This is a genomic window from Polaromonas sp., assembly GCF_029945685.1.
GTDB lineage: Bacteria > Pseudomonadota > Gammaproteobacteria > Burkholderiales > Burkholderiaceae_C > Polaromonas.
The window spans coordinates 172,091-194,008 of the sequence record NZ_JAQSDA010000027.1 but is presented as its reverse complement, the minus strand read 5'-3'; the positions used below and the strand labels follow the sequence as shown (position 1 = coordinate 194,008).

General features: G+C 63.9%; 21 protein-coding genes. 7 read left to right on the top strand and 14 right to left on the bottom strand.

Going from position 1 to position 21,918, the window contains the following annotated elements:
- Nucleotides 1–7: 7 nt before the first annotated feature.
- Nucleotides 8–1,090, top strand: a complete 1,083-nt coding sequence (hisC, locus tag PSV26_RS19315; protein WP_300573150.1) for a histidinol-phosphate transaminase — start codon at nt 8–10, stop codon at nt 1,088–1,090.
- On the opposite strand, the gene rsgA is transcribed toward hisC, so the two are convergent.
- Genes rsgA through PSV26_RS19300 form a run of 3 tightly spaced genes read right to left on the bottom strand, consistent with a single transcriptional unit; the run spans nt 1,084 to nt 3,631 of the window.
- Nucleotides 1,084–2,031, bottom strand: coding sequence for a ribosome small subunit-dependent GTPase A (rsgA, locus tag PSV26_RS19310; RefSeq protein ID WP_300573148.1), 948 nt, complete (start codon nt 2,029–2,031; stop codon nt 1,084–1,086). The genes hisC and rsgA overlap by 7 nt on opposite strands.
- Complete coding sequence (locus tag PSV26_RS19305) at nt 2,028–2,348, bottom strand: 4a-hydroxytetrahydrobiopterin dehydratase (RefSeq protein WP_300573146.1); 321 nt, start codon at nt 2,346–2,348, stop codon at nt 2,028–2,030. The genes rsgA and PSV26_RS19305 overlap by 4 nt, the downstream gene beginning before the upstream one ends.
- Nucleotides 2,345–3,631: a M48 family metallopeptidase gene (locus PSV26_RS19300; RefSeq protein ID WP_300573143.1), complete on the bottom strand. Its 1,287-nt coding sequence runs from the start codon at nt 3,629–3,631 to the stop codon at nt 2,345–2,347. Before PSV26_RS19300 ends, PSV26_RS19305 begins: the two co-directional genes overlap by 4 nt.
- A 35-nt stretch (nt 3,632–3,666) precedes the next feature.
- On the opposite strand from PSV26_RS19300, the gene orn reads away from it, so the two are divergent.
- From orn to PSV26_RS19285, 3 genes are all read left to right on the top strand, one after another.
- Entirely contained in the window at nt 3,667–4,230 is a 564-nt protein-coding gene (gene orn, locus PSV26_RS19295) for an oligoribonuclease (RefSeq protein WP_300513001.1), read from the top strand.
- Nucleotides 4,231–4,379: 149 nt separating this feature from the next.
- Nucleotides 4,380–4,628, top strand: a complete 249-nt coding sequence (locus tag PSV26_RS19290; RefSeq protein WP_300573140.1) for a hypothetical protein — start codon at nt 4,380–4,382, stop codon at nt 4,626–4,628.
- Nucleotides 4,621–6,582 carry a DEAD/DEAH box helicase gene (locus tag PSV26_RS19285; protein WP_300573137.1) on the top strand — a complete coding sequence of 654 codons (1,962 nt, stop codon included), beginning with the start codon at nt 4,621–4,623 and terminating at the stop codon, nt 6,580–6,582. The genes PSV26_RS19290 and PSV26_RS19285 overlap by 8 nt, the downstream gene beginning before the upstream one ends.
- A gap of 72 nt (nt 6,583–6,654) precedes the next feature.
- Here PSV26_RS19285 and PSV26_RS19280 read toward each other — a convergent pair whose 3' ends face one another.
- From PSV26_RS19280 to PSV26_RS19265, 4 genes are all read right to left on the bottom strand, one after another.
- Complete coding sequence (locus PSV26_RS19280; protein ID WP_300573134.1) at nt 6,655–7,551, bottom strand: NAD(P)-dependent oxidoreductase; 897 nt, start codon at nt 7,549–7,551, stop codon at nt 6,655–6,657.
- 59 nt (nt 7,552–7,610) lie between these two features.
- Nucleotides 7,611–8,969, bottom strand: coding sequence for a Gfo/Idh/MocA family oxidoreductase (locus PSV26_RS19275; RefSeq protein WP_300573132.1), 1,359 nt, complete (start codon nt 8,967–8,969; stop codon nt 7,611–7,613).
- Between the two features lie 168 nt (nt 8,970–9,137).
- The gene (locus PSV26_RS19270; protein WP_300512991.1) at nt 9,138–10,019 is read right to left on the bottom strand and encodes a phytanoyl-CoA dioxygenase family protein; all 882 of its coding nucleotides are present in this window, start codon (nt 10,017–10,019) and stop codon (nt 9,138–9,140) included.
- A gap of 36 nt (nt 10,020–10,055) precedes the next feature.
- Nucleotides 10,056–10,748 (bottom strand): GntR family transcriptional regulator, encoded by a 693-nt coding sequence (locus PSV26_RS19265; RefSeq protein ID WP_300573129.1) that lies wholly within the window; start codon nt 10,746–10,748, stop codon nt 10,056–10,058.
- 139 nt (nt 10,749–10,887) lie between these two features.
- On the opposite strand from PSV26_RS19265, the gene PSV26_RS19260 reads away from it, so the two are divergent.
- Complete coding sequence (locus PSV26_RS19260; RefSeq protein ID WP_300573127.1) at nt 10,888–11,757, top strand: alpha/beta hydrolase; 870 nt, start codon at nt 10,888–10,890, stop codon at nt 11,755–11,757.
- Nucleotides 11,758–11,761: 4 nt separating this feature from the next.
- Here the strand turns inward: PSV26_RS19260 and PSV26_RS19255 are convergent, their stop codons facing one another.
- Both PSV26_RS19255 and PSV26_RS19250 read right to left on the bottom strand, forming a co-directional pair.
- Nucleotides 11,762–12,739 (bottom strand): GMP reductase, encoded by a 978-nt coding sequence (locus tag PSV26_RS19255; protein WP_300573124.1) that lies wholly within the window; start codon nt 12,737–12,739, stop codon nt 11,762–11,764.
- 197 nt (nt 12,740–12,936) lie between these two features.
- The gene (locus PSV26_RS19250) at nt 12,937–13,653 is read right to left on the bottom strand and encodes a hypothetical protein (protein ID WP_300573121.1); all 717 of its coding nucleotides are present in this window, start codon (nt 13,651–13,653) and stop codon (nt 12,937–12,939) included.
- 23 nt (nt 13,654–13,676) lie between these two features.
- On the opposite strand from PSV26_RS19250, the gene PSV26_RS19245 reads away from it, so the two are divergent.
- A complete protein-coding gene (locus PSV26_RS19245) occupies nt 13,677–16,109 on the top strand; it encodes a UvrD-helicase domain-containing protein (protein ID WP_300573118.1) in 2,433 nt (810 codons plus the stop codon).
- 173 nt (nt 16,110–16,282) lie between these two features.
- Here PSV26_RS19245 and PSV26_RS19240 read toward each other — a convergent pair whose 3' ends face one another.
- Nucleotides 16,283–17,431 carry an ABC transporter substrate-binding protein gene (locus PSV26_RS19240; RefSeq protein ID WP_300573116.1) on the bottom strand — a complete coding sequence of 383 codons (1,149 nt, stop codon included), beginning with the start codon at nt 17,429–17,431 and terminating at the stop codon, nt 16,283–16,285.
- 188 nt (nt 17,432–17,619) lie between these two features.
- Here PSV26_RS19240 and PSV26_RS19235 point away from each other — a divergent pair, with 188 nt between their 5' ends.
- Nucleotides 17,620–18,456: an IclR family transcriptional regulator gene (locus tag PSV26_RS19235; protein ID WP_300573113.1), complete on the top strand. Its 837-nt coding sequence runs from the start codon at nt 17,620–17,622 to the stop codon at nt 18,454–18,456.
- A gap of 54 nt (nt 18,457–18,510) precedes the next feature.
- Here the strand turns inward: PSV26_RS19235 and PSV26_RS19230 are convergent, their stop codons facing one another.
- The 4 genes from PSV26_RS19230 to PSV26_RS19215 all read right to left on the bottom strand — a co-directional run bounded on the left by PSV26_RS19230 (nt 18,511) and on the right by PSV26_RS19215 (nt 21,602).
- Complete coding sequence (locus tag PSV26_RS19230; protein ID WP_300573110.1) at nt 18,511–19,230, bottom strand: iron dicitrate transport regulator FecR; 720 nt, start codon at nt 19,228–19,230, stop codon at nt 18,511–18,513.
- Nucleotides 19,227–20,024: a BPSS1780 family membrane protein gene (locus PSV26_RS19225; protein WP_300573107.1), complete on the bottom strand. Its 798-nt coding sequence runs from the start codon at nt 20,022–20,024 to the stop codon at nt 19,227–19,229. The genes PSV26_RS19230 and PSV26_RS19225 overlap by 4 nt, the downstream gene beginning before the upstream one ends.
- Nucleotides 20,025–20,213: 189 nt before the next feature.
- A complete protein-coding gene (locus tag PSV26_RS19220) occupies nt 20,214–21,203 on the bottom strand; it encodes a homoserine kinase (RefSeq protein WP_300573104.1) in 990 nt (329 codons plus the stop codon).
- Nucleotides 21,204–21,236: 33 nt separating this feature from the next.
- The gene (locus tag PSV26_RS19215; RefSeq protein WP_300573101.1) at nt 21,237–21,602 is read right to left on the bottom strand and encodes a hypothetical protein; all 366 of its coding nucleotides are present in this window, start codon (nt 21,600–21,602) and stop codon (nt 21,237–21,239) included.
- Between the last annotated feature and the right edge of the window lie 316 nt (nt 21,603–21,918).

Here is a 21,918-nt window from a genome sequence, read left to right as displayed (position 1 = left end):
GGTCTCCGTGACTTCCGAGACTTCCTTCTGGAGCCCGGCCCTGCGAGGGCTGACCCCTTACACACCCGGGGAGCAACCTGTCATCGAAGGCCTGGTCAAGCTCAACACCAACGAAAATCCGTATCCACCATCGCCCCGGGTTGTTGCGGCCATCGCCGCCGCCGCGCAGGAGGGACTGCAGCTCTACCCCGATCCGCAGGCTGCCGGGCTCAGGCAGGCGATTGCGGACTTTCACGGCATCGCTGCCAGCCAGGTATTTGCCGGCAACGGCTCGGACGAAGTGCTGGCGCATGCCTTCTTCGCCTTCTTCCGCCAGGGCAAGCCGGTTCTCATGCCGGACATCAGCTACAGCTTCTACAAGGTGTATTGCGGGTTGTACGGCATTGACGCCGGGATCGTTCCACTGGACGCTGCCATGCGTATCGACGTGGCGCAGTATCGGGCACCCTGCGGTGGCGTGGTCATCGCCAATCCCAACGCGCCAACCGGCACAGGTTTGCCGCTGGCCGATATTGAGCAGTTGCTGCAACAACAAAGCCAGTGTGTGGTGCTGGTCGACGAAGCCTATGTGGACTTCGGCGGCGAAAGCGCCATCGGCCTGGTCGCCCGCTACCCGAATTTGCTGGTGGTGCAGACCCTGTCCAAATCACGTTCGCTGGCCGGCCTGCGTGTGGGTTTTGCCGCCGGCCAGCGCCACCTGATCGAAGCACTGGAGACCGTGCGGGACAGCTTCAATTCCTATCCGCTGGACCGCCTGGCACTGGCGGGTGCGGTGGCAGCATACGAGGACCACGCCTGGTTTGAAACCACGCGTACAGCCGTCATTGCGAGCCGCGAAAACCTGGCGCGCGATCTCCGGGCACTGGGTTTCGATGTGCTGCCGTCCGAGGCCAACTTCCTGATGGTTCACCATCCCGGGCATGATGCTGCCGTGCTTGCGGCGGGCCTGCGCGACCGGCGCGTGCTTGTGCGTCATTTCAGGCTGCCGCGTATCGAGCAATACCTGCGCATCAGCGTGGGAACGCCCGCGCAGTGTGCGGCGCTGGTGGATGCCTGCCGCGCGCTGGTCAGCACTGAACCAGCTCAGTAACGCGGGGGCTGCGACAGCTCGGCGAAAAGTTCGCTATACAAACGATAGCGGCTTGCGCTTATACCACTTGGGCCAGAGGCCGATTTGACCTCTGAGATCACGCCGCAGCCGGGTTCATGCAAGTGCGTGCAGTTGTAGAACTTGCAGTCCTGCGCATGGACCTTGAGGTCGGGCATGTAGTTGGCCAGCTGCATCGGCTCGATGTGGTGCAGGCCAAACTCCTGGAAACCGGGGGAGTCGATCAGCGCGCTGGTTCTGGCGTCGTCAAGCCAGTACAGCGTGGTGCTGGTGGTCGTGTGTTTGCCTGAATTGAGCGCCTGCGATATCTCCGCGGTCAGCACTTGCGCGCTCGGAATCAGCAGGTTGGTCAGGCTGCTCTTGCCGGCGCCGGAGGGACCCAGCACCAGCGTTTTTTTGCCGCGCAACAGCTCGCCCAGCTGGGCGGTTTGCGCGTCGTTGGCAACGGGCGTGTCGGTTTTGGGCTTGACCGCCAGCGGCACCACCTGGTAACCCATGGCGCGGTAGGGCGCCAGCTTGCTCCAGGCGCGTGCAAAGGGTTCGGCCAGGTCGCTTTTGTTCAGCGCGATGATGGGAGTGATGCGCTCGGCCTCGGCCGCGATCAGGGCGCGGGTGAGCTGGCTCTCCGAAAACTCGGGCTCCGCCGCGATCAGGATCAGCACCTGGTCGAGGTTGGCCGCAAAGGACTTGGTGCGCATGTCGTCCTGGCGGTAAAACAGGTTGCTGCGTTTTTCCACCTTCTCGATCGTGCCTTCGTCCTGCGAGGGCAGCCACAACACGCGGTCGCCGACAACGGCCTGGCTTTTCTTGCCGCGCGGATGGCAGACCAGGCGCTGGCCGTCGGGCGTTTCCACCAGGCAATGCCGGCCGAAGCCGGCCACCACCAGACCGGGCAGGGTCCCCGCGGAAGAAACAGTGGTCAAGCCAGCAGCGCGTCAACCCTGGACGCGCAGAAAAAGTCGCTGACCGAAATGCCGTTCACGTCGTGCGTGTTGAAACGCACCGTGCATTTGCCATAACTCAGCGCCAGGTCCGGATGATGGTCCTCGGCATTGGCGATGAAAGCCACGGCGTTGGCAAAGCCCATGGTTTCATGGAAGTTCTTGAAGCTGAAGGTCTTCTCAAGCGCACCGTCGATCAGGCGCCAGCCTTGTGGCTGCTCCCCGTTGAGCTGGCTCAGCTGCGTGACGATTTCGGTGGCGCTCAGCGCGCGGCGGTTCTGGTGGATGGGGTTGCTCATGCGGGTGTTCCGGTGGGTGCACCCATGCGGGACAGCCGTTCCGAGGCCGGCGGGTGCGAATAATAGAACTTCACGTACACCGGGTCGGGCGTCAGTGTGCTGGCGTTGTCCTGGTAGAGCTTGAGCAGGGCGCTTTGCAGATCCCGGCCGTCGGTCTGCGCAATGGCGTAGGCGTCGGCTTCAAATTCATGTTTGCGCGATAGCTGGGCAAACAGTGGCGAGATGAAAAAACTGAAGAGCGGCACCACCAGCAAAAACAGCAGCAGGGCCAGCGCGTCGTTGCTACCTGTCATGTTCGGCCGAACACCAAGACCCGTGTAGAACCAGACCTGGGTGGACAACCAGCCCAGCAGCGCAAAACCGCCCAGGCTCATGGCAAACATCGCGACTATGCGTTTGATGATGTGTTTGTGCTTGAAGTGGCCGAGTTCGTGGGCCAGCACCGCGTCGACCTCGGCGGGGCTCAGCTGTTTGAGCAGGGTGTCGAAAAACACCACGCGTTTGGAGGCGCCAAAACCGGTGAAGTAGGCGTTGGCATGGGCCGAACGCTTGCTGCCGTCCATCACGAACAGGCCCTTGGCGGCAAAGCCGCAGCGCTGCATCAGGGCCGTGACGCGCGCCTTCAGGCTTTCATCTTCGAGCGGCTGGAACTTGTTGAACAGCGGCGCAATCACCGTGGGGTAAAGCACGAGCACCAACAGGTTGAAACCCATCCACACGCCCCAGGCCCAGAGCCACCACCATGCACCGGTGCTGCCCATGATCCAGAGGATCAGCGCCACGATCGGCAGGCCGATCACGAGGCCGACCAGCAGGGACTTGACGAGGTCGCCCAGCCACAGCTTGAACGTCATTTTGTTGAAGCCGAAGCGTTCTTCGATGCGAAAGGTGCTGTAGAGCGTGAAGGGCAGGTCCAGCAGGCCGCTGATCAGCCCGAAGGCAGCCAGCAGCGCAAGCTGGGGCACCAGCGGGCCGTAAGCGGCCAGCCCGGAATTCATCAACGCCTGGTTGAGCGCGTCAATGCCGCCCAGCAGCGTCCAGCCGACCAGCACGGCCGTGCCAAAAGCCAGCTCCAGCAGACCGAAGCGCGCCTTGGTGATGGTGTAGTCCGCGGCCTTCCGGTGCGAGGCCAGCGAAATCGTGGCGGCGAACGCTTCGGGCACCTGGTCGCGGTGCCGTGCCACATGACGGATCTGGCGCGAGGCGAGGTAGAACTTCGTGAGCAGAACCAGCACCAGAGCGGCCGAGAACAGCAGGGTGAAGGCGAATGAATAGTCAGGCATGAGGGCAAGTTTAGGCGATCAGCGAGAATCGCAAGATGGCTGAAAACGAAACCCTTCTGAAAAAATCCGACCTGAACCTGGTCTGGATCGACTGCGAAATGACCGGTCTCGACCCGGAAAAAGAGCGGCTGATCGAAATTGCGGTGGTCGTCACCGGCCCGCAGCTGACGCCGCGCATCGAGGGCCCGGTGCTGGTGATCAAGCAGTCCGACGAACTGCTGGCGCAGATGGACAACTGGAACAAGGGCACCCACGGCCGCAGCGGTCTGATCGACAAGGTCAAGGCCAGCACCGTGACGGAAGCCGATGCCGAAAAACAGCTGTTGGCCTTTCTGGCGCAGTACCTGCCCAAGGGCACTTCGCCAATGTGCGGCAACACCATCAGCCAGGACCGGCGCTTCCTGGTCAAGTACATGCCCAAGCTCGAGGCGTTTTTTCATTACCGCAATGTCGATGTCAGCACCTTCAAGGAGCTGGCCAAACGCTGGCGGCCCGAGGTGTTCAGCGCGTTCAAGAAGCAGCAAAGCCACACCGCGCTCGCCGACGTGCATGAATCGATTGACGAGCTGGAGCACTACCGGACCCACTTTTTGAAGTGATTCAGGCTTCCGGCCCTTGCTGGATGTTTGCTGGCAGCTATTGAAAAGAGAGCAAAGAGCCGGTGGCCCCGGCGAGCGCCAGCAGGATTGAAGGTCTTTTGGAAACGCGGGGCTGGTGTAAACCCGTAAACCATGCCATAATCAACGGCTTGACGGATGCACAGGGTGCACCGCATTTGTACATCTACCTCACACTTTTGGGCTCTACCAACAGAGCCATCGCTTCAGGCACCGGTTTTTCCGGAAGTCGCCCGAACCGAAATATTCGTTTGATGGTTGATGTTTTATTAACCACAAACGAAGCCTTCCGCAACGCGGCAGGTGGTCGTTTCTTGTTCGCCTGCTCAAACCACAAGTCGAGCAGCGCGCAAGTGATTTGTGAGAAAAAACATGACTGATTCTTTTGAAGCTCGCGGCGACTTTCTGGCCGAAGCAAACATCGACACCGAGACCAGCCTGGTTGCGGACTTTTCCGACGCGCCTGCCGCCGAAGAAACTTCGCTCGACGCCATCGCCCCCGAGCCCAACGGCTTCGTGAAACTGGGCCTGGCCAAGGAACTGCTGCAAGCCGTGGCCGACATGGGTTTCACCCAGCCGACCGCCGTGCAGATGGCGACCATCCCCAAAGCCATGCAGGCGCTGGATGCTGACGTCAAGGCCGACCCGAAAGCCAAATTCACCGACCTGCTGGTGTCCAGCCAGACCGGCAGCGGCAAGACCGCCGCTTTCCTGCTGCCCGTGCTGCACACCCTGCTCAAGCAGCAGGAAGAGGCCGAGCGCAACGAACGCGCCGAATTTGAACGCCTGAGCGCCGAAGCGGTTGCCCGCGGCGAGCCACCCCTGAAAAAACCCAAGCGCAAGGACCCGACCAACGCGCGCAACTTCAAGGCCGCCACCCCTGGCGCGCTGATCCTGTGCCCGACTCGCGAGCTGGCCCAACAGGTCTGCGCCGACGCGATCGACCTGGTGCGCCATTGCCGCGGCCTGCGCATCGCCAACGTCGTGGGCGGCATTCCTTACCAGCTGCAAATTGCCAAGCTGCAGAACGCCGACCTCGTGGTGGCCACCCCGGGTCGCCTGCTGGACCTGCAGCGCAGCATGCAGATCAAGCTGGATCAGGTGCAATTCCTCGTGGTTGACGAAGCCGACCGCATGCTGGACCTCGGCTTTGCCGACGACCTGACCGAAGTCAACCAGCTCACCATCGAGCGCAAGCAGACCATGATGTTCAGCGCCACCTTTGCGCCGCGCATCATGCAACTGGCCACACGCGTGATGCGCCAGCCACAGCGCGTGGAAATTGATTCCCCGCACGAAAAACATGCGTCCATCACGCAGTCGCTGCTGTGGGCCGACAACATGACCCACAAGCGCAAGCTGCTGGACCACTGGTTGCGCGACACCACCATCAACCAGGCCATCGTGTTCGCCTGCACGCAGGTCGAGTGTGACGGTCTGGCCAACGACCTGGTGCAAGAGGGCTTCAGCGCCGTGGCGCTGCATGGCGCCCTGGGCCAGGGCCTGCGCAATCGCCGCCTGATGGCTTTCCGTGACGGCCGCGTGCAGATCCTGGTCGCGACCGACGTGGCTGCCCGTGGCCTGGACGTTCCGACCATCACCCACGTGATCAACTACGGCCTGCCGATGAAAGCCGAAGACTATGTGCACCGCATTGGCCGCACCGGCCGTGCCGGCCGCGAAGGTCAGGCGATCACGATTGCCGAATTCCGCGACCGCCGCAAGATCCAGGACATCGAGCACTACACCCAGCAGAACCTCAAGCCCAGCGTGATCGCCGGTCTGGAGCCACAGCAGCGTTTTGCGCCGACCTCCGATCGTCCGCGCGGCAATTTCGGGGGTGACCGCAATGACCGCGGTGGTCCCCGCAGCTTCGGCGGCGGCGGTGGCGGCCGTTTCAGCAACGACCGTGCCCCTTCGGGTGGTTTCGGTGGTGGCGCTGGCGGTGGTTATGCTGGCAAGAAGCCTGCCTTCGGCGCTGACCGTGGTGGTTTCGGCGGCAACCGTGATGACCGTGGTGGCGACCGCGGCGGTTTCTCCAACAACCGCAACGACCGTGCGCCTTTTCAGGCACCGGCTGGTGGCGGCGCCTTCAACGACCGTGACAACCGCGGCCCGCGCCGTGATGACCGCAGCTTCGGCAACAACAACAACGGCGGTTTTGCCCAGCGCGACGAGCGTGGCGGCGAGCGCAGCTTCGGCGGCCGTGCGGAAGGTTTTGCATCGGCCCCCCGCGGTGATTTCTCTGACCGCAAACCGGCGTTTGCCAAACCCGCCGGCAAGGTGTTTGTTCCACGTGACGCCCACAAGCGTCCGGCACGCCCTGCACGTTGATTTTTGCGCTGACAACAAAAAAGGCCCGCTCTGCGGGCCTTTTTTCATGGGTGATCAGGATGTTGCCGTGTTTCAACTCATGCCGTTGCGGCTGGCCAGCTCGACAAACAGGCCCGAGTGGTCCAGCTCGCCGAGGCCGTGTTCGATGCCGTCGGCGTAAAGCTGCTCGAACAGTGTGGTCACCGGCGCCTCGAAGCCGATTTCTTCGGCGGTGGCCAGCGCATTGCGCATGTCCTTGAGCTGGATGGCCAGCCGGGCACGCGAGGTGAAGTCGCGCTCGACCATGCGCTGGCCGTGCACCTGCAGGATGCGGCTGTCGGCAAAACCGCCGGTGATGGCTTCCCGGACCTTGGCCATGTCGGCACCGCCCTTGGTGGCAAACAGCAGGGCCTCGGCCACGGCGCCTATCGTGATGCCGACAATCATCTGGTTGGCCAGCTTCGTCAACTGGCCCGCACCATGGGAGCCCACATGGGTGGCGCGCCCGAACACCTGGAGCACCGGCAACGCGCGTTCAAAATCCGCCGCCTTGCCGCCCACCATGATCACCAGCGTGCCACTGTCGGCGCCACCCGTGCCGCCGGAGACCGGCGCATCGAGATGGGCGACACCGAGCGCGCCCAGACGCGCCGCGTGGTCGCGTGCCTCGCGCGGCTTGATCGAGGCCATGTCGATGAACAGCGCGCCCGGCTTCATCGCGCCGGCGACGCCCTGCGCGAACAGGACGTCTTCGACCACGACGCCGTTTTCCAGCATGCCGACGACGATGTCGGCCCCCGAAACCGCTGCGCTGGCCTGTGCATGAACGGTCGCACCCAGTGCCGTCAGTGAAGCGGCCTTGGCCGGCGTGCGGTTCCACACCTGCAGGGCATGGCCGGCCTCACACAGGCGCCTGGCCATGGGCAGGCCCATGCTGCCGGTGCCCAGAAAGGCGATGCGGGGGATGACTGTCTTGCTGCTGGTGCTCATGAAATGTTCCGGGCTGTGGGGTGGCCACCATCATGCGGCACACGGCAGAAAAAAGGCTGTCAGGCAGCTTTCTTCACGGCCGGCGAGAACATGGTTTCCATCTCGTTGCGCACCTTGTACGCAGCGGTGGAGGTGTCCATGGCCACATCGGCCCAGCTCAGGCTCTGGCCTTTCTTCACGGCGCGCACGACCTTGACGTTGTGCGCCAGGCCCAGCGGCAGCCCGCCCATCTTCACCGAGGTGTCGGCCGGCAGCAGCTTGCCCCAGACGGTGTAGCCGCCTTCGCCGTCCAGCATCTCGCCGGGCTTGAGGTCACGCTTGGCGGTGGCCACCACGTCGGCATTCCAGCAGGTGGCCACACCGGTCGGCTCGCCGCGCAGCGCCACGCTGGCCACTGACACGCCCACTTCAAGCCCGATCAGATGCCAGCGCTTGTACAGCGTGAAATAACGCCCGCTCGGGTCTGTGTGCGCGTTGTATTCCTCGAAGCAGTTCTTGATGTAGTCGGTCTCGGCCTCGACCGTGACCCAGACGCCCATGCGGATGTCATAGGGAATCTTGCGGCCATTGGCTTCCAGCGAGGAGATCACTTCCACCATGCCCTTGCGCTCGAGCACGCCGCCTTCGGAAATCGGTCGCGTGACAAAGGGAATGTCCTCGACGCTGGCCGGCGGGTAGAGCAGGCCGTTGCTGGGCACCGTCAGGCCGGTGGCGTTGGCCACGGCGGTTGATTCGATCGAGGGTTTGGAGCCATCGAGAAAGCTGTTGAACATTTTCGGGTTGAGCCCGCCGCGTTCGGCCTGCTCGGGCGTGAGGCCGTAGTTGCCCCAGACCGTCTCGGGTGTCGATTCGGAAAAATGCGGCAGCCATTTGTGGCCGCGGCCCGCCGCCACCACCGGAAAACCGCAGGTGCGCGCCCAGTCCACCAGGTCGCAGATCAGGGCCGGCTGGTCACCGAAAGCCAGCGAATACACGACGCCGGCGTCCGCCGCCTTGCGCGCCAGCAGCGGGCCGCAGAAGGCGTCGGCCTCCACCGTGACGTTGACCACATGCTTGCCGTGTGCAAACGCCTGCAGGCAGTGTTCGACCGCGGCGACCGGGTTGCCTGTGCACTCCACGATGATGTCGATCTGGGGATGCGTGACCACCGCGTTCCAGTCGTCGGTGATCCAGGTTGCTCCTGTTTTGATAGCTGCTTGCGCTGATTCGGCCTGGGTTAGGGCTGGATTCCATCCCACACGCGCAAGGTTGGTGCGGGCGGCGACTGGCGACAGGTCGGCAATCGCGACCAGGTGCACGCCGGGGGTTTTCGGGATCTGCGCCAGGTACATGGAGCCGAACTTGCCGGCGCCTATCAGGCCGATGCGGATGGGTTTGTTGTCTGCCGCGCGTTGCTGGAGTTTTGTGTATAAATTCATTGGGTACTTCCGTAAATCCATTTTTCGGGCGAATTGCGTCGTTGCGCGGTGCTCGCAATCCTCATGTACAGGAAGTACATTCCGGTTGCTGTGCTCCGGGCGCCTCGCACTTCATCCCGAAATTCTGAATTTCCGGAAGTACCTGAGGCGCTGGCGTCGATTCGGTGTTCAGGCGGCCTTGCGCTCCGGCACGATTTCTTCCATCGAGGTCTGCAGCGCGGTCGCCGGCACGCCGTCTTTCCAGGGCAGGTCCACCGGGTAGTCTTTCAGCAGGCAGTCGTCGGGCAGGCATTCGATGGGTGTGAAGTCGCGGTGCGCGATGTACTCCGGGCGCTTGTGGCGGCGGATGTGGTTGCTGACCGCACACAGGCTCAGGTAGACGCTGACGCGGTTGAAGGGTGACAGGTTGCTGCCCGAGGCATGCACCAGGCAGGAATGGAAAAGAATCATGGAACCGGCCGGGCCTTTCGGGCTGACGATGCCGCCCTGCTTGCCGCCGGCGCGCTGCACCAGCTGGCGGATCAGGTCGTTGTCCACCGTCCACAGCGGGTAGCTGGTGGTGGTCAGGTCGTGCTTGGCATCCACCACGCCTTTTTTGTGGCTGCCGGGAATGAACATCAGCGGGCCGTTGTGTTCGGTCACGTCGTCGAGAAAAATCGCCACGTTCATCGCGCGCTCGGTCGGCATCATGTCGTCGTTGAGCCAGGTGCCATAGTCCTGGTGCCACTGCCAGACGTCACCTTCAAAAGCCATCTTGCCGTTGATCTTGAACTGGTGCATGTACAGCTGCTCACCCAGCAACTCCTGCACCGGCTCGATCATGCGCGGATGCCGGCCCAGTTTGGCAAAAGGCTCGCTGTACATGTGGGCCGCGAAGTTGGTGCGCACTGCGTCCTTGCCTTTTTCGCGCACGTTGTAGTCCTCGCGCCGGCTGTAGAGTTCGGGCACGGCGTCATTGAGCACCTGCGTTTCCTCCGGGGTGAACAGGCCGGGGAAAAACAGATAACCCTCGCGGTCGAATTGGGCGAGTTGTTCAGCGGTCAGGTTCATGGGGGTCTCCTTGAGGTAGTGGGCAGGCGGTGGTTTTCAGGCGGGCAGGGCGGTGGACGGGGGCGTCGGGTGCAGGGCGCTGGACAGCAGGCCCGAGAGGTTGTGGCTGGCGTCTTCACCGTGCTGGCGGATCAGGTTTTCGGCGGAGGCCTCATCGCCGGCGCCGATGGCCAGCGCGATGGCCTCGTGTTCGTCCCAGATCGATTCGCGCATGGTGGACACCTGCAGCACCGCGCCCATGGCGCGGCGGATGTGGTGCCAGTGCAGCTGAGCGCTCTGGGCGATCAGTGGGTTGCCGGAGGCTGCGTAAATGGCGCCGTGAAAGGCGGCGTCGGCGGCCATCATGGCCTTGACATCATGGCTGCGTGCGGCGGCGCGCCCCTGGCTGATCAACGCCGGGGCGACCTGGAAACGGGCGCGCGCGGCCAGCCGGGCGGCCAGTGCATCGAGCGCGCTGCGCACCTGGTAGACCTGCATCAGCCAACCCACGTCCAGGGGCGCGACCAGCACGCCGCGGCCGGGGGCATCGAGCACAAAGCCGTCTTTTTTCAGCAGCCGCAAGGCCTGTAGCACCGGCTGGCGCGATACTGCCAGCTGCTCGGCGATGTCTTCCTGCGTGATGCGGGCGCCCGGCGCCAGCGAACCCTCGCTGATCGCGTCGAGCAGGCTTCGGTAGACCTGGTCCACCAGGTCGGGGCTGGATTCGATTTTGATGAGCTGGGATGTCATGGCGTTAACTCTGTATACAGAATACGATGATTGACGATCAAGCTGAAGCGGGTTTACCCGAGGACCTGTTGGCTTCGTCCGACTGTGCCAAGATGACGAACCAGAACAAGTTCTTTGTACCGATTCTTCAGGAGACCTCATGACCCGACCCGATCCCGCCTGGCTGGACAGCATGTACAACAACCGCGCGCTGGTACCCGAACACGCAGCGCATTTCAGCCGCTGGGCGCAGCTGTCGGCGCAGGCGCGCAGCAGCCAGCCCTGTACGCTGGACCTGGCTTACGGCGCGAGCGCCGGCGAGAAACTCGATGTGTTTCCTGCGGCCCGGGCCACGCCGGGCGGCGCACCGGTGCTGGTGTTTGTGCACGGCGGCTACTGGCGTTCACTCGACAAGTCCGAGCATTCGTTTGTGGCGCCGGCTTTCACGGCGGCGGGCGCCTGTGTGGTGGTTCCCAATTACGACCTGTGCCCGGCGGTGACGATTCCGGAGATCACGCTGCAAATGGTCAGGGCGCTGGCCTGGACGTACCGCAACGTGGCGCGTTTCGGCGGCGATCCGAAACGCATCACGGTGATCGGGCATTCGGCGGGCGGCCACCTCGCGGCCATGCTGCTGGCCTGCCTGTGGCCGGTGCATGCCAGGGACCTGCCGGCCGACCTGGTGAAAAACGCGCTGTCGATTTCGGGCCTGTACGAGCTCGACTCCGTCATGCACACGCCCTTCCTCAAAGACGCGCTGCAACTCACGCCCGCGCAGGTCGTGCAGGCCAGCCCGGCCTGGCTGCCGGCGCCCAAACAGGGTGTGCTTTATACCGTGGCCGGCGCCGATGAAAGCGAAGAATTTCTGCGCCACAACGCGCTGATCGAGAAGGCCTGGGGGCCGCGCGTGGTGCCGGTGCGCGAAGCCCTGCTGGGCCTGAACCATTTCAGCATCGTCGAGGCGCTGGTGCAGCCCGGCCACCGGCTGCACCAGCTGGCGCTGCAGCTGCTGGCGGCCACGGCCACCTGAAAGCTCACATCAGCAGGTGTTCGCCGGCGTTGTCGCCACCCAGAATCACGTAGTTGACCTTGCGGATGTCCATCAGTTTGGTGCCGCCCGAATAACTGATGGCGCTCTGCACGTCTTCCTCCATCTCGCGCAGCGTGTCCTTGAGACTGCCCTTGACCGGCTCGAGGATGCGTTTGCCTTCGACGTGTTTGTACTCGCCCTTGTTGAAGTCCGAGGCGCTGCCGTAATACTCCTTGAACAGCCGGCCATCGACCTCCACGGTTTTGCCGGGGCTTTCTTCCAGGCCCGCCAGCATGGAGCCGATCATCACCATGGTGGCGCCGAAACGGATCGACTTGGCGATGTCGCCGTGTTCGCGGATGCCGCCGTCGGCAATGATGGGTTTGGTCGCCACGCGCGCGCACCACTTGAGCGCCGAGAGCTGCCAGCCGCCGGTGCCAAAGCCGGTTTTCATCTTGGTGATGCAGACCTTGCCGGGGCCGATGCCGACCTTGGTGGCGTCCGCGCCCCAGTTCTCCAGGTCAATCACCGCTTCGGGCGTGGCCACGTTGCCCGCAATCACGAACGATGCGGGCAGTTTTTCCTTCAGGTAAGCCACCATGCGCTGCACCGTGTCGGCGTGGCCGTGGGCGATGTCGATGGTGATGTAGTCGGGCGCCAGGCCTTCGGCCACCAGCCGGTCCACCGTGTCGTAGTCGGCTTGTTTGACGCCCAGCGAGATCGATGCGTACAGGCCGCGGGCCGCCATGCTTCTGACAAACGCGAGGTTGTCGAGGTCGAAGCGGTGCATCACGTAAAAATAGCCGTTTTGCGCCATCCACACGCTGATCGATTCGTCGATCACCGTTTTCATGTTGGCCGGCACCACCGGGATGCGAAAGCGGCGGTTGCCCAGCGTGACGCCGGCGTCGCATTCGGAGCGGCTTTCCACGCGGCATTTGCGCGGCAGCAGCAGGATATTGTCGTAGTCGAAGATTTCCATGGATTCCAAGCCTTTAAAAACTGTTGGGAACAGAAGGCACTTGGATTGGACCGGCTTGCCCGCAAGGTCTGCGGAAACAAAAAACCGGGCGCAATTGCTTGGGCCCGGTGATTGATTCTAGGCGCTTGTGCGGGGGGCGCGAAGTTGCGGCGGCGTATAGCCGTTATACGGCCAGGCAGATGGAGAGAGGGAGGGCCTTATTTCCCGGCGCAGCGCGATTGCGCCGCCGCGACGATGTGCCCCTGCGCATCCTGCACCCAGCCAATGACTCGCAGCCGCTCGGTGTTCGTGCCGGCCGGGACATTCATGGAGCGCGACTCGATGAATCTCCGTTGCTCCTGTTTTGATAGCTGCTTGCGCCCATCCCACTGGACCTGAAGCAGGTTTCGTACAAGATGACGCGGCACCGGCGAACCTTCGGTACCGGCCGGGAGCGTTTCCACCAGGGCCAGCCAGCCCGTCCAGGGCTGGCCGGCAGCCCTGCCTGATACGTCCTTGAGCGCGATGGACGCGCCGATGTAGCCGGAGACCGGCAGGCCGTGCGCCACACGCAGCGCGCCCGTGCGGCCTTGCACCGGCGTCTTGAGGGTCAGGCCGGCCACCGGCGGCGCCGTGCCCAGCGCCTCCAGGCGCTTGAGTCCATCACGCGTGGCCACCGCAGACAGCGGGGCGTCTTCACCCCGGCCACCGGGCAAGACCCAGTCCAGCGCCACGACACCGCGGGCGGCGGGCGGGGTGGCCGGGTCGGTCCAGCAGGTGGCGCAGTCGGCGTTGATGAAACGCTCCACCAGGGCCACCGGACGCTTCTGGCCATCGCTGGCGCAGGAAGACTGGGCCAGTGCAGGCTGGGCCAGGCCGGCGGCCAGCAGAAGGGCCAATAACACGGGTACTCGGGCGGCAACGGAATCTGGCATCGGAGGCTTTCTACAATGGGGAAATGTTCTCAGAAGTCGTCCCAAGCTCCCCACTCTTACAGAATCTTAATCCGGAGCAACTCGCAGCCGTGACGCTGCCCAACACCCACGCGCTGATTCTGGCGGGCGCGGGCTCCGGCAAGACCCGGGTGCTGACCACCCGCATCGCCTGGCTGCTGCAGACCGGGCAGGTGTCGCCCGGCGGCATCCTGGCCGTGACCTTTACCAACAAGGCGGCCAAGGAGATGTTGACACGCCTGTCGGCCATGCTGCCGGTCAACGTGCGCGGCATGTGGATAGGCACCTTCCACGGCCTGTGCAACCGCTTTTTGCGCGCGCACTACAAGCTGGCCAACCTGCCCTCGACCTTCCAGATCCTGGACACGCAGGACCAGCTCTCGGCGATCAAGCGCCTGTGCAAGCAGTTCAACATCGACGACGAACGTTTCCCGCCCAAGCAGCTGATGTGGTTCATCGCCGGCTGCAAGGAAGACGGCCAGCGTGCGAAAGATGTCGTGGTGCGCGACGAGGAGACGCGCAAAAAGGCCGAAATCTATGCGCTCTACGAAGAACAATGCCAGCGCGAAGGTGTCGTCGATTTCGGCGAACTGATGCTGCGCAGCTACGAGCTGCTGCAGGGCAACGCGCCGGTGCGCGAGCATTACCAGCGGCGCTTCCGGCACATCCTGATCGACGAGTTTCAGGACACCAACAAGCTGCAGTACGCCTGGATCAAGATGCTGGCCGGGCAGGGCGACGACGCCGCTCCCGGTGCCATGCCCGGCGGCTCGGTGATCGCGGTCGGCGATGACGACCAGAGCATTTACGCCTTTCGCGGCGCGCGGGTCGGCAACATGGCCGACTTCGTGCGCGAGTTCCATGTGTTGCACCAGATCAAGCTGGAGCGCAATTACCGCAGCTTCGGCAACATCCTCGATTCGGCCAACGAGCTGATCAGCCACAACAGCAATCGCCTGGGAAAAAACCTGCGCACCGAGGCCGGCCCCGGCGAGCCGGTGCGCGTCTTCGAGGCCACGTCCGACTTTGCCGAGGCGCAGTGGTTTGTCGACGAGGTGCGCGAGCTGGTGCGCGGCGGCATGGCGCGCAAGGAAATTGCGCTGCTGTACCGCAGCAATGCGCAAAGCCGGGTCATGGAGACCGCGCTGTTCAACAACGGCATTCCCTACCGCGTCTACGGCGGCCTGCGTTTTTTCGAACGCGCCGAGATCAAACATGCGCTGGCCTATTTGCGCCTGATCGAGAACCCGAACGACGACACCAGCTTCATGCGGGTGGTCAACTTCCCGCCGCGCGGCATCGGTGCGCGCAGCATCGAGCAGTTGCAGGACATCGCCCGCGGCTCGGGCTGTTCGCTGCATGACGCGGTCAGCGCCGTGCCCGGCAAGGCCGGCGCCAACCTCGGCGCCTTTGTTGCCAGGCTCGATGTGCTGCGCGAGCAGACACCGGGCCTGAGCCTGCGCGAGATCATCGAGCTGGTGCTGCAGCACAGCGGGCTGGATGAACACTACAAGCTCGAGAAGGAAGGCCAGGACCGTCTCGAGAATCTGGGCGAGCTGGTCAACGCTGCCGAATCCTTTGTCAGCATGGAAGGTTTCGGCCGCGACGCCGTGGCCTTGCCGGTCGATGAACTCGGCACGCCGCTGACGCAGTCGCCCGCCAGCCAGGGGCTGGACCTGACCGCGCCCTTGGGCGACGATCCGTTGCCGGAACTGCTGGCGCCCAACCAGGAAACCGGCGAGACGCTGTCGCCACTGGCCGCCTTCCTGACCCACGCCGCGCTCGAATCCGGCGACAACCAGGCCCAGGCCGGGCAGGATGCGGTGCAGCTGATGACCGTGCATTCCTCCAAGGGCCTGGAGTTCGACTGCGTGTTCATCTCCGGCCTGGAAGACGGCATCTTCCCGCATGAAAACTCCCTGAGCGACGCCGGCGGCATCGAGGAAGAGCGCCGCCTGATGTATGTGGCCATCACGCGCGCGCGCCAGCGCCTGTACCTGAGCCATTCGCAGACGCGCATGTTGCACGGCCAGACCCGCTACAACCTCAAAAGCCGCTTCTTCGACGAGTTGCCGGAGGCCGCCCTCAAATGGATCACGCCGAAAAACCAGGGCTTCTCGTCGGCCTACGGCGGCGGCAGCGGTGCCTGGGGTGCTACGAATTCAGGAGCTGGTGGCGCCCGTGGCGATTGGGCCAAGGCCGCTTTTGCTTCAAAGAGTCTGGGCGGCGACCGGTTTCCCAACCCGGCGGTGCCGGTGCAGCGCGAGGCGCCGGCGCACGGGCTGAAAAACGGCATGAACGTGTTTCACAACAAGTTCGGTGAAGGCAAGGTCATGATGCTCGAAGGCAGCGGCGACGACGCCCGGGCGCAGATCAACTTCACGCGGCATGGCGTGAAGTGGCTGGCCCTGAGCGTCGCCAAGCTGACCCCGGTGTGATGTGGCCCCCACGGTCGTTCATTGCGTGTAACTCCCTTCCCCCCGAGGGGGCCGCTGCGCCTGCGGGCTGGCAAAGCCAGACCCGCGGCCCCGGCTTGGTTTAAAAAGCCCCACAAACGCTCGCAGCGCGCAAGCTCGTTGTTCTGCTGTCTGCTTGCGCAGCCCTGCTCTCGTTATCGCAGCAGCTTGCCGTCGCGGCCGATCACGGTCACTTCGACAAACTTCGAGCCAACGCGGTTGTCCGGTGAGAAGCTCACCTTGAAGCCGCCGGCGTCGTAGCTGTTCATTTTTTCGAGCTGGCCCATGATTTTTGCGCGGGTCGGGTCGGCGCCGCTGCGGCGGATGGCTTCGACCAGGATCTTGGCGGCAATGAAGGATTCCATGCTGGCATACGACACCACCTTGTCGGGCTGGTACTTGGCCATCAGGGTCTGGAACTCGCGCGCCACCGGGGCCAGCGTGGAGTAGGGGTAGGGCATGACCTGGGAGATGCCGATGCCGCGGGCATTGTCTTCGCCGGCGTTTTTCAGCAGTTCCTTGAAGTTCACCACCGAGATGCTGAACAGGCGGGCCTTGCTGCCCTGGGCGCGCATTTTTTTGATGAAGGCGGCCGAAGCCCGGTTGACCGAAACCATGATGATGGCGTCGGGGTTGGCCGCCGCGATGCTGGCCACGGCGGCATCGACTTCCTCGGGTTTGGTGCGGTCGTAAGCGCCTTTGGCCACCGCCTGCAGGCCGAGTTTCTGCAGCGCTGTTTCCGCGCCGGCGAGGCCGCTTTTGCCGAAAGGGTCGTCCTGGTACATCACCGCGAAGCGGCGCAGGCCGATGGTGTGCAGGTGCTCCACCATGCGCGCGGTTTCGTCGGTGTAGCTGGCGCGGATGTGGAAGATGTTCGGGTTCATCGGCTCGCGCAGGTCCTGCGCGCCGGTGTAGGGCGCCAGCAGCGCGATACCGGCGTCTTCAAGCACCTTGTTCTTGTTCAGCGCCAGCACGTTGCCGGTGCCGACAAAACCGAACAGCGCCAGCGGCTTGTCTTCGGCCAGCAACTGCCGCGTCAGCGCCAGGGTCTGGTCCGGCTTGTAGCTGTCGTCCTTGAGCACGACACGGATCTTGCGGCCGTAGATGCCGCCGTTGTCGTTGACCCAGGCGAAATAGGCCGCGCCGCCGGCCACGTATTCGTTGCCGGTCCCGGCGATGGTGCCGGTCAGCGGCGCCACCTGACCGATCACCAGGTCCTCCCGGCCGGGCGCGGCGTGGGCCGAAAGCGCACTGGCGGCCAGGCTCAGCGCCAACGCCAGGACATGAATTGTCTTGCTCGACATGTGAAGTTCTCCTCGTTGCTGTTATGTTCTGAAGATTCTGCACTGCAGAATATTGAAAATGCAATGCTGAGGGATTGTGTGACCACACCTTCCGGACGCCGTTAAGGAATTCCCGTATTTCATTGGGGATTTAGTCTCCCAGGCGACATCGACTGCTAGAATTTGTTAATTCCGCATTGCAGAACAATATGAAAAAAGTACTCATATCAGAACACGCCGCTGCAGCCAGACCCGGCGCCGGGAACGCGAAAGAAGACCGGCATTTTGTGACCGCCCTGGCGCGCGGCCTCGACGTGCTCAGCGCCTTCCGTTCGCGCGACCGCACCCTGGGCAACCAGGAACTGGCGCGCCGCTGCGGTTTGCCCAAGTCCACCATTTCACGCCTGACCTACACGCTGACCAAACAGGGCTACCTCGAACATGCCCAGGACGGCAGCGGCAATCCGGGCTACCGGCTCGGCAGCGCGGTGCTGGCGCTCGGCAGCGCCATGCTGGCCCGCATGGACATGCGCCAGCTGGCGCGGCCGATGATGCAGGAGCTGGCCGACAGCTCGCAGGCCATGGTCTCACTGGGCATACGCGACCGTCTGAGCATGATTTATGTCGAGAACTGCCGCAGCGAATCGGCCCTCACGCTGAGCCTGGACGTCGGCTCGCGCATTCCGCTGGCCAGCACGGCGATGGGGCGCGCCTACCTGGCCGGCTGCAGCGACAGCGAGCGCAGTGCGCTGATGGAGCGCATCCGGGCCCAGGACGAAAAAACCTGGCCGCAGACACGGCAGGCGCTGGAGCTGGCCGTGGCGCACTACCGCGAGCACGGCTGCTGCGCATCGTTTGGCGAGTGGCAGAAAGATGTCAATGCCATCGCCGCGGCTTTCCGGCCGGGGAGCGGGCGTTCGGTGATGGTGGTCAATTGCGGCGGACCGGGCTTCAAGCTTTCGCGGCAATTCCTGATGACCGAGGTGCGGCCGCAACTGCTGGCACTGGTGCGCCGGCTGCAAAATGCTTCCGGCGATGCCTGGTGAGGCGGGCTGAGCGCCCTCGCCGGGCCGGCGGCCCAAGGGTGCAGGGGCGCAGGCTCAGTAGGTCATCTGGCCGCGGCCGTCCTTGATGCCTTTTCTGCCGGCGATCTGCCAGGCGGTGCGCTGGTCCACCAGACCGGCCAGAAACTCCAGCTCTTCGTCGGTGTGGTTCAGCGCCTGGGCAGGCGACAGGTAACGCCCGTTGCGGGGCTCGGGGTCGGCCCAGAAGGACTGGTGGTATTGCGCCTGGGACACCTGCTTGTCGCGGCCCGCGTCCAGGTCCACCGTGCCGTAACAGTTGCAGAAATAGTTGCGGTTGCCCTGGTCGGCAAAAATTTCGGCATACACGCCGGTGCCGCGTATGCCGGCGGTCAGGGTCGGCATGACGATGGCGCGGTTCACGCCCTTGCCCCAGACGCTGGCCACGGCGCCGGTCAGCAGGCGCAGCAGGCTGACCGCATTGAGCGTGCCGCCGCGTTCCACCGACAGGCGCGAGTTCTGGCGCACCTGGAACGCCGAGTTGCCGATCGCAAACACGAGGTTGGCGCCCGGTCCGGTCTGGATCTCGTCGCCGGTCTGGATGGTGTGCTGCGGGCTCAGGCGCTGACCATTGAGGGTGGCGTCGCCGGTCAGTTGCACGATGTTGCTGCGCTGCTGCGCCATCGCGGCCGGCAGGCCCCCCATCGCCACCCAGGCTGCGGCTGCCTTGAGCGCGTCACGCCTCTGGAACCACAATATTTCCTTTTCTTGCCGGCCTTGCAGCAGGTGCTGTGTCATGGCGTCTCTCCTGGGGTGGGGTTGTTGTCGGTGTTGTCGTTGTTGACGGGGCTGTCGGGCAGGGTGGCATCAAAACTGTCGCGAAAGGTGAAATACAGCGAGCTTGAAAACATCGCGGCCATCAGCAGGGCGGCCGGCATGATCAGCGCGGCCGCAGCCTCGGGGCTGGCCAGCAGGCCGGCCAGCAGGCTCACGGCCAGGCCGATGAGCATCAGCACCACCATCCAGGTCAGGCCGAACAAGGCGTAGGCGCCTGCGTTGCGCAAACACACGACAGCACTGAAAAACAGGCTCTTGACAGGTGTCACGCCATGCCAGTGCACCAGCGCGGGCGCATGCCAGAACAAAATCGAGATCGGCAGGTAGAGCACCATGATCACCAGCATCACCCCCTGCATTTCGGGCGCCAGGGCGCTTTCCCGGCTGACCGGCACGTCGAAAAAAAGCGGGACCACGGAGACGATCAGCAGGCAGGCGGCCGCATACAGAAACCCGAGCACCATCATGGCGCGGGCGCGCTGCTGGCCGGCGCGGAAGGCGCTGACCAGAATGGCGGGCATCGGAAAACGGCCTTTGGTGGCCTCCAGCGTCGCGGCCATCAGGCCCAGGGTGGCCGCCGGCACGATGGCCAGCGCCAGCACCACGCCGACGAAGGGAATCAGCGATGCCAGCGTGGCCGCCGCCATGTACATGAAAAACAGGCCGGCCAGTGCCAGCGGCTGCTTGAAAAAGGTTTGTATGCCGAGTTTGACCCATGTGATGCCAGTACGCGCGGGAACGATGTTTAGTTTCATTGCTTGGTTTGCATGTTGATGGATTCAGGTCGGTACCGGTTCAATCGAAGCATCTAAAAAGGCGCGGGCCCGGTGAACAATTATTGACCGACAGGTTCTTGAGACGCTGGCCTGGCAGTTTGCTGCAAAAAGCGGGAACAGCGCCTGCCTTTTTTCCAGCCGGTCGCGTCCAGCCCCGGCGCGACAGGGTCAGGCTGACAGACTGCAAGGATGGGCCACGCGCTGGCGCAGCACCCGTTCAAAATGGCCGGGGTCGTGCGCCTGCAACAGCGCGGCTTCGCGCGGCAGGTAAAAGTCCCACAGGCGCGAGATCCAGAAACGCAGGGCACCCGCGCGCTCCATCGCCGGCAGCAGGCTGCGTTCCTGGGCGTTCAGGGGCCGCACCGCCTGGTAGGCGTCCATGAAGGCCGCGCTGCGCGCAGCGTCGCGTTCCCCGGTAGCCAGGTCCACGCACCAGTCGTTGAGGCTGACGCCGATGTCAAACAGCAGGGCGTCCCAGCCGGCAAAGTAAAAATCAAAAAAGCCGGTCAGATGCAGCTTGCCGCTGTCGCTGTCGAACATCACGTTGTCGCGAAACAGGTCGGCATGGACCGGGCCGCGCGGCAGCGCCTGCCAGGCCGAGGAGGCGGCGACGTGGTTCTGGTAGGCCAGCTCGGAGCGGATCAGGCTGCTTTGTTCGGGGCTGAGGTAGGGCAGGACCACCGGCACGGTCTCGTTCCACCAGGCCAGGCCACGCAGGTTGGCCTGCTGGCGGTCGAAGTCCTGTCCCGCCAGATGCATGCGCGCCAGCATGTCGCCCACCGCCGCGCAGTGGGCGGGCAGGGGCGCCAGCTCGCTGCGGCCGCGCAGGCGGTCCACCACGGCGGCAGGTTTGCCCTTGAGCTTGTGCAGGATGTCGCCGGGCCAGCTGCCGGCACTGGCCGTCAGGGCAGCGTGCGGTTCCGGCACCGGGATGCCGCGCTGCGCCAGGTGTTGCATCAGGTACAGGTAAAACGGCAACTGCTCGAAGCCCAGGCGTTCGAACAGGGTCAGGACGTAGCGGCCCTGGTCGGTGTCGGCGAAATAGTTGGTGTTCTCGATGCCGCCGGAGCAGGGGTCCAGGGTCTTCAATTGCCCCAGACCGAGCGAATGCAAAAGGGGAGCGGCCTCGTCAAACGAGACTTCGGTGTAAACGGCCATGCCTGAAACGGAAACTGAAAACTGAAGAAAAAACTAGAACTTGAGCACGTTCCAGACACGTTTGCCGGTGCTGCCGGCGCCCGAGGTGGACGGTGCGGTGCCGCCGCCCTTGGTGGCGTCGGAGGGCAGCACCTCGTAGGCCGGTACATTGGCTTTGGGCTGCACGGTGATGCTTTGTGTCTCGCCACCCACACGCACTTCGTCAATGCGAGAGCCGGCGTCTTCCGTGCGGATGCGCTGGATGGCCGGCTCGGGCCGGCTGCTGACCGGGTTGGTGCCGGGCGGCAGGGCTTGCGCAGGTGCCGCTGCCGGGGCAGGCGCCGCCGTCTGGGCCAGCACGGGGGCACAGGCCAGAACAGCCGTGGCGGCGAACAGAAGGGAGCGAAGAGGGTGTTGCATGCCTGCATTGTAGGGGGCCGGCACCCCCGTGGATAGGGCCGGCAAAACGGTGACAATCTAGGGCCTGCTCACACTATTTATGGAAGATGCGTTGCGATTCAAAAAGGTCACGCGCGAGGCGCAAAATGCAGCCGGGCTGGCGCCCGGTAAGGCTTTGCAACGCTGCGCATGGCCTTTTTGGCCGCAACCCGAAGGGAATATGGTTAAAACAGCACCATTCGTTGTTGCACTCCTGGCTCAGCCGCCCAGGCTGAGTGTCGTCGCGCGCCTGGATTGGCGCTGTTTTAACCATATTCGCACTTGCATCAATAGTGTG

Coding starts and splice junctions, on each gene's coding strand:
- PSV26_RS19305 (WP_300573146.1), bottom strand. CDS start 2,348: ATGAGCAACCCCATCCACCAGAACCGCCGCGCGCTGAGCGCCACCGAA.
- PSV26_RS19300 (WP_300573143.1), bottom strand. CDS start 3,631: ATGCCTGACTATTCATTCGCCTTCACCCTGCTGTTCTCGGCCGCTCTG.
- orn (WP_300513001.1), top strand. CDS start 3,667: ATGGCTGAAAACGAAACCCTTCTGAAAAAATCCGACCTGAACCTGGTC.
- PSV26_RS19285 (WP_300573137.1), top strand. CDS start 4,621: ATGACTGATTCTTTTGAAGCTCGCGGCGACTTTCTGGCCGAAGCAAAC.
- PSV26_RS19280 (WP_300573134.1), bottom strand. CDS start 7,551: ATGAGCACCAGCAGCAAGACAGTCATCCCCCGCATCGCCTTTCTGGGC.
- PSV26_RS19275 (WP_300573132.1), bottom strand. CDS start 8,969: ATGAATTTATACACAAAACTCCAGCAACGCGCGGCAGACAACAAACCC.
- PSV26_RS19270 (WP_300512991.1), bottom strand. CDS start 10,019: ATGAACCTGACCGCTGAACAACTCGCCCAATTCGACCGCGAGGGTTAT.
- PSV26_RS19265 (WP_300573129.1), bottom strand. CDS start 10,748: ATGACATCCCAGCTCATCAAAATCGAATCCAGCCCCGACCTGGTGGAC.
- PSV26_RS19260 (WP_300573127.1), top strand. CDS start 10,888: ATGACCCGACCCGATCCCGCCTGGCTGGACAGCATGTACAACAACCGC.
- PSV26_RS19255 (WP_300573124.1), bottom strand. CDS start 12,739: ATGGAAATCTTCGACTACGACAATATCCTGCTGCTGCCGCGCAAATGC.
- PSV26_RS19250 (WP_300573121.1), bottom strand. CDS start 13,653: ATGCCAGATTCCGTTGCCGCCCGAGTACCCGTGTTATTGGCCCTTCTG.
- PSV26_RS19245 (WP_300573118.1), top strand. CDS start 13,677: ATGTTCTCAGAAGTCGTCCCAAGCTCCCCACTCTTACAGAATCTTAAT.
- PSV26_RS19240 (WP_300573116.1), bottom strand. CDS start 17,431: ATGTCGAGCAAGACAATTCATGTCCTGGCGTTGGCGCTGAGCCTGGCC.
- PSV26_RS19235 (WP_300573113.1), top strand. CDS start 17,620: ATGAAAAAAGTACTCATATCAGAACACGCCGCTGCAGCCAGACCCGGC.
- PSV26_RS19230 (WP_300573110.1), bottom strand. CDS start 19,230: ATGACACAGCACCTGCTGCAAGGCCGGCAAGAAAAGGAAATATTGTGG.
- PSV26_RS19225 (WP_300573107.1), bottom strand. CDS start 20,024: ATGAAACTAAACATCGTTCCCGCGCGTACTGGCATCACATGGGTCAAA.
- PSV26_RS19220 (WP_300573104.1), bottom strand. CDS start 21,203: ATGGCCGTTTACACCGAAGTCTCGTTTGACGAGGCCGCTCCCCTTTTG.
- PSV26_RS19215 (WP_300573101.1), bottom strand. CDS start 21,602: ATGCAACACCCTCTTCGCTCCCTTCTGTTCGCCGCCACGGCTGTTCTG.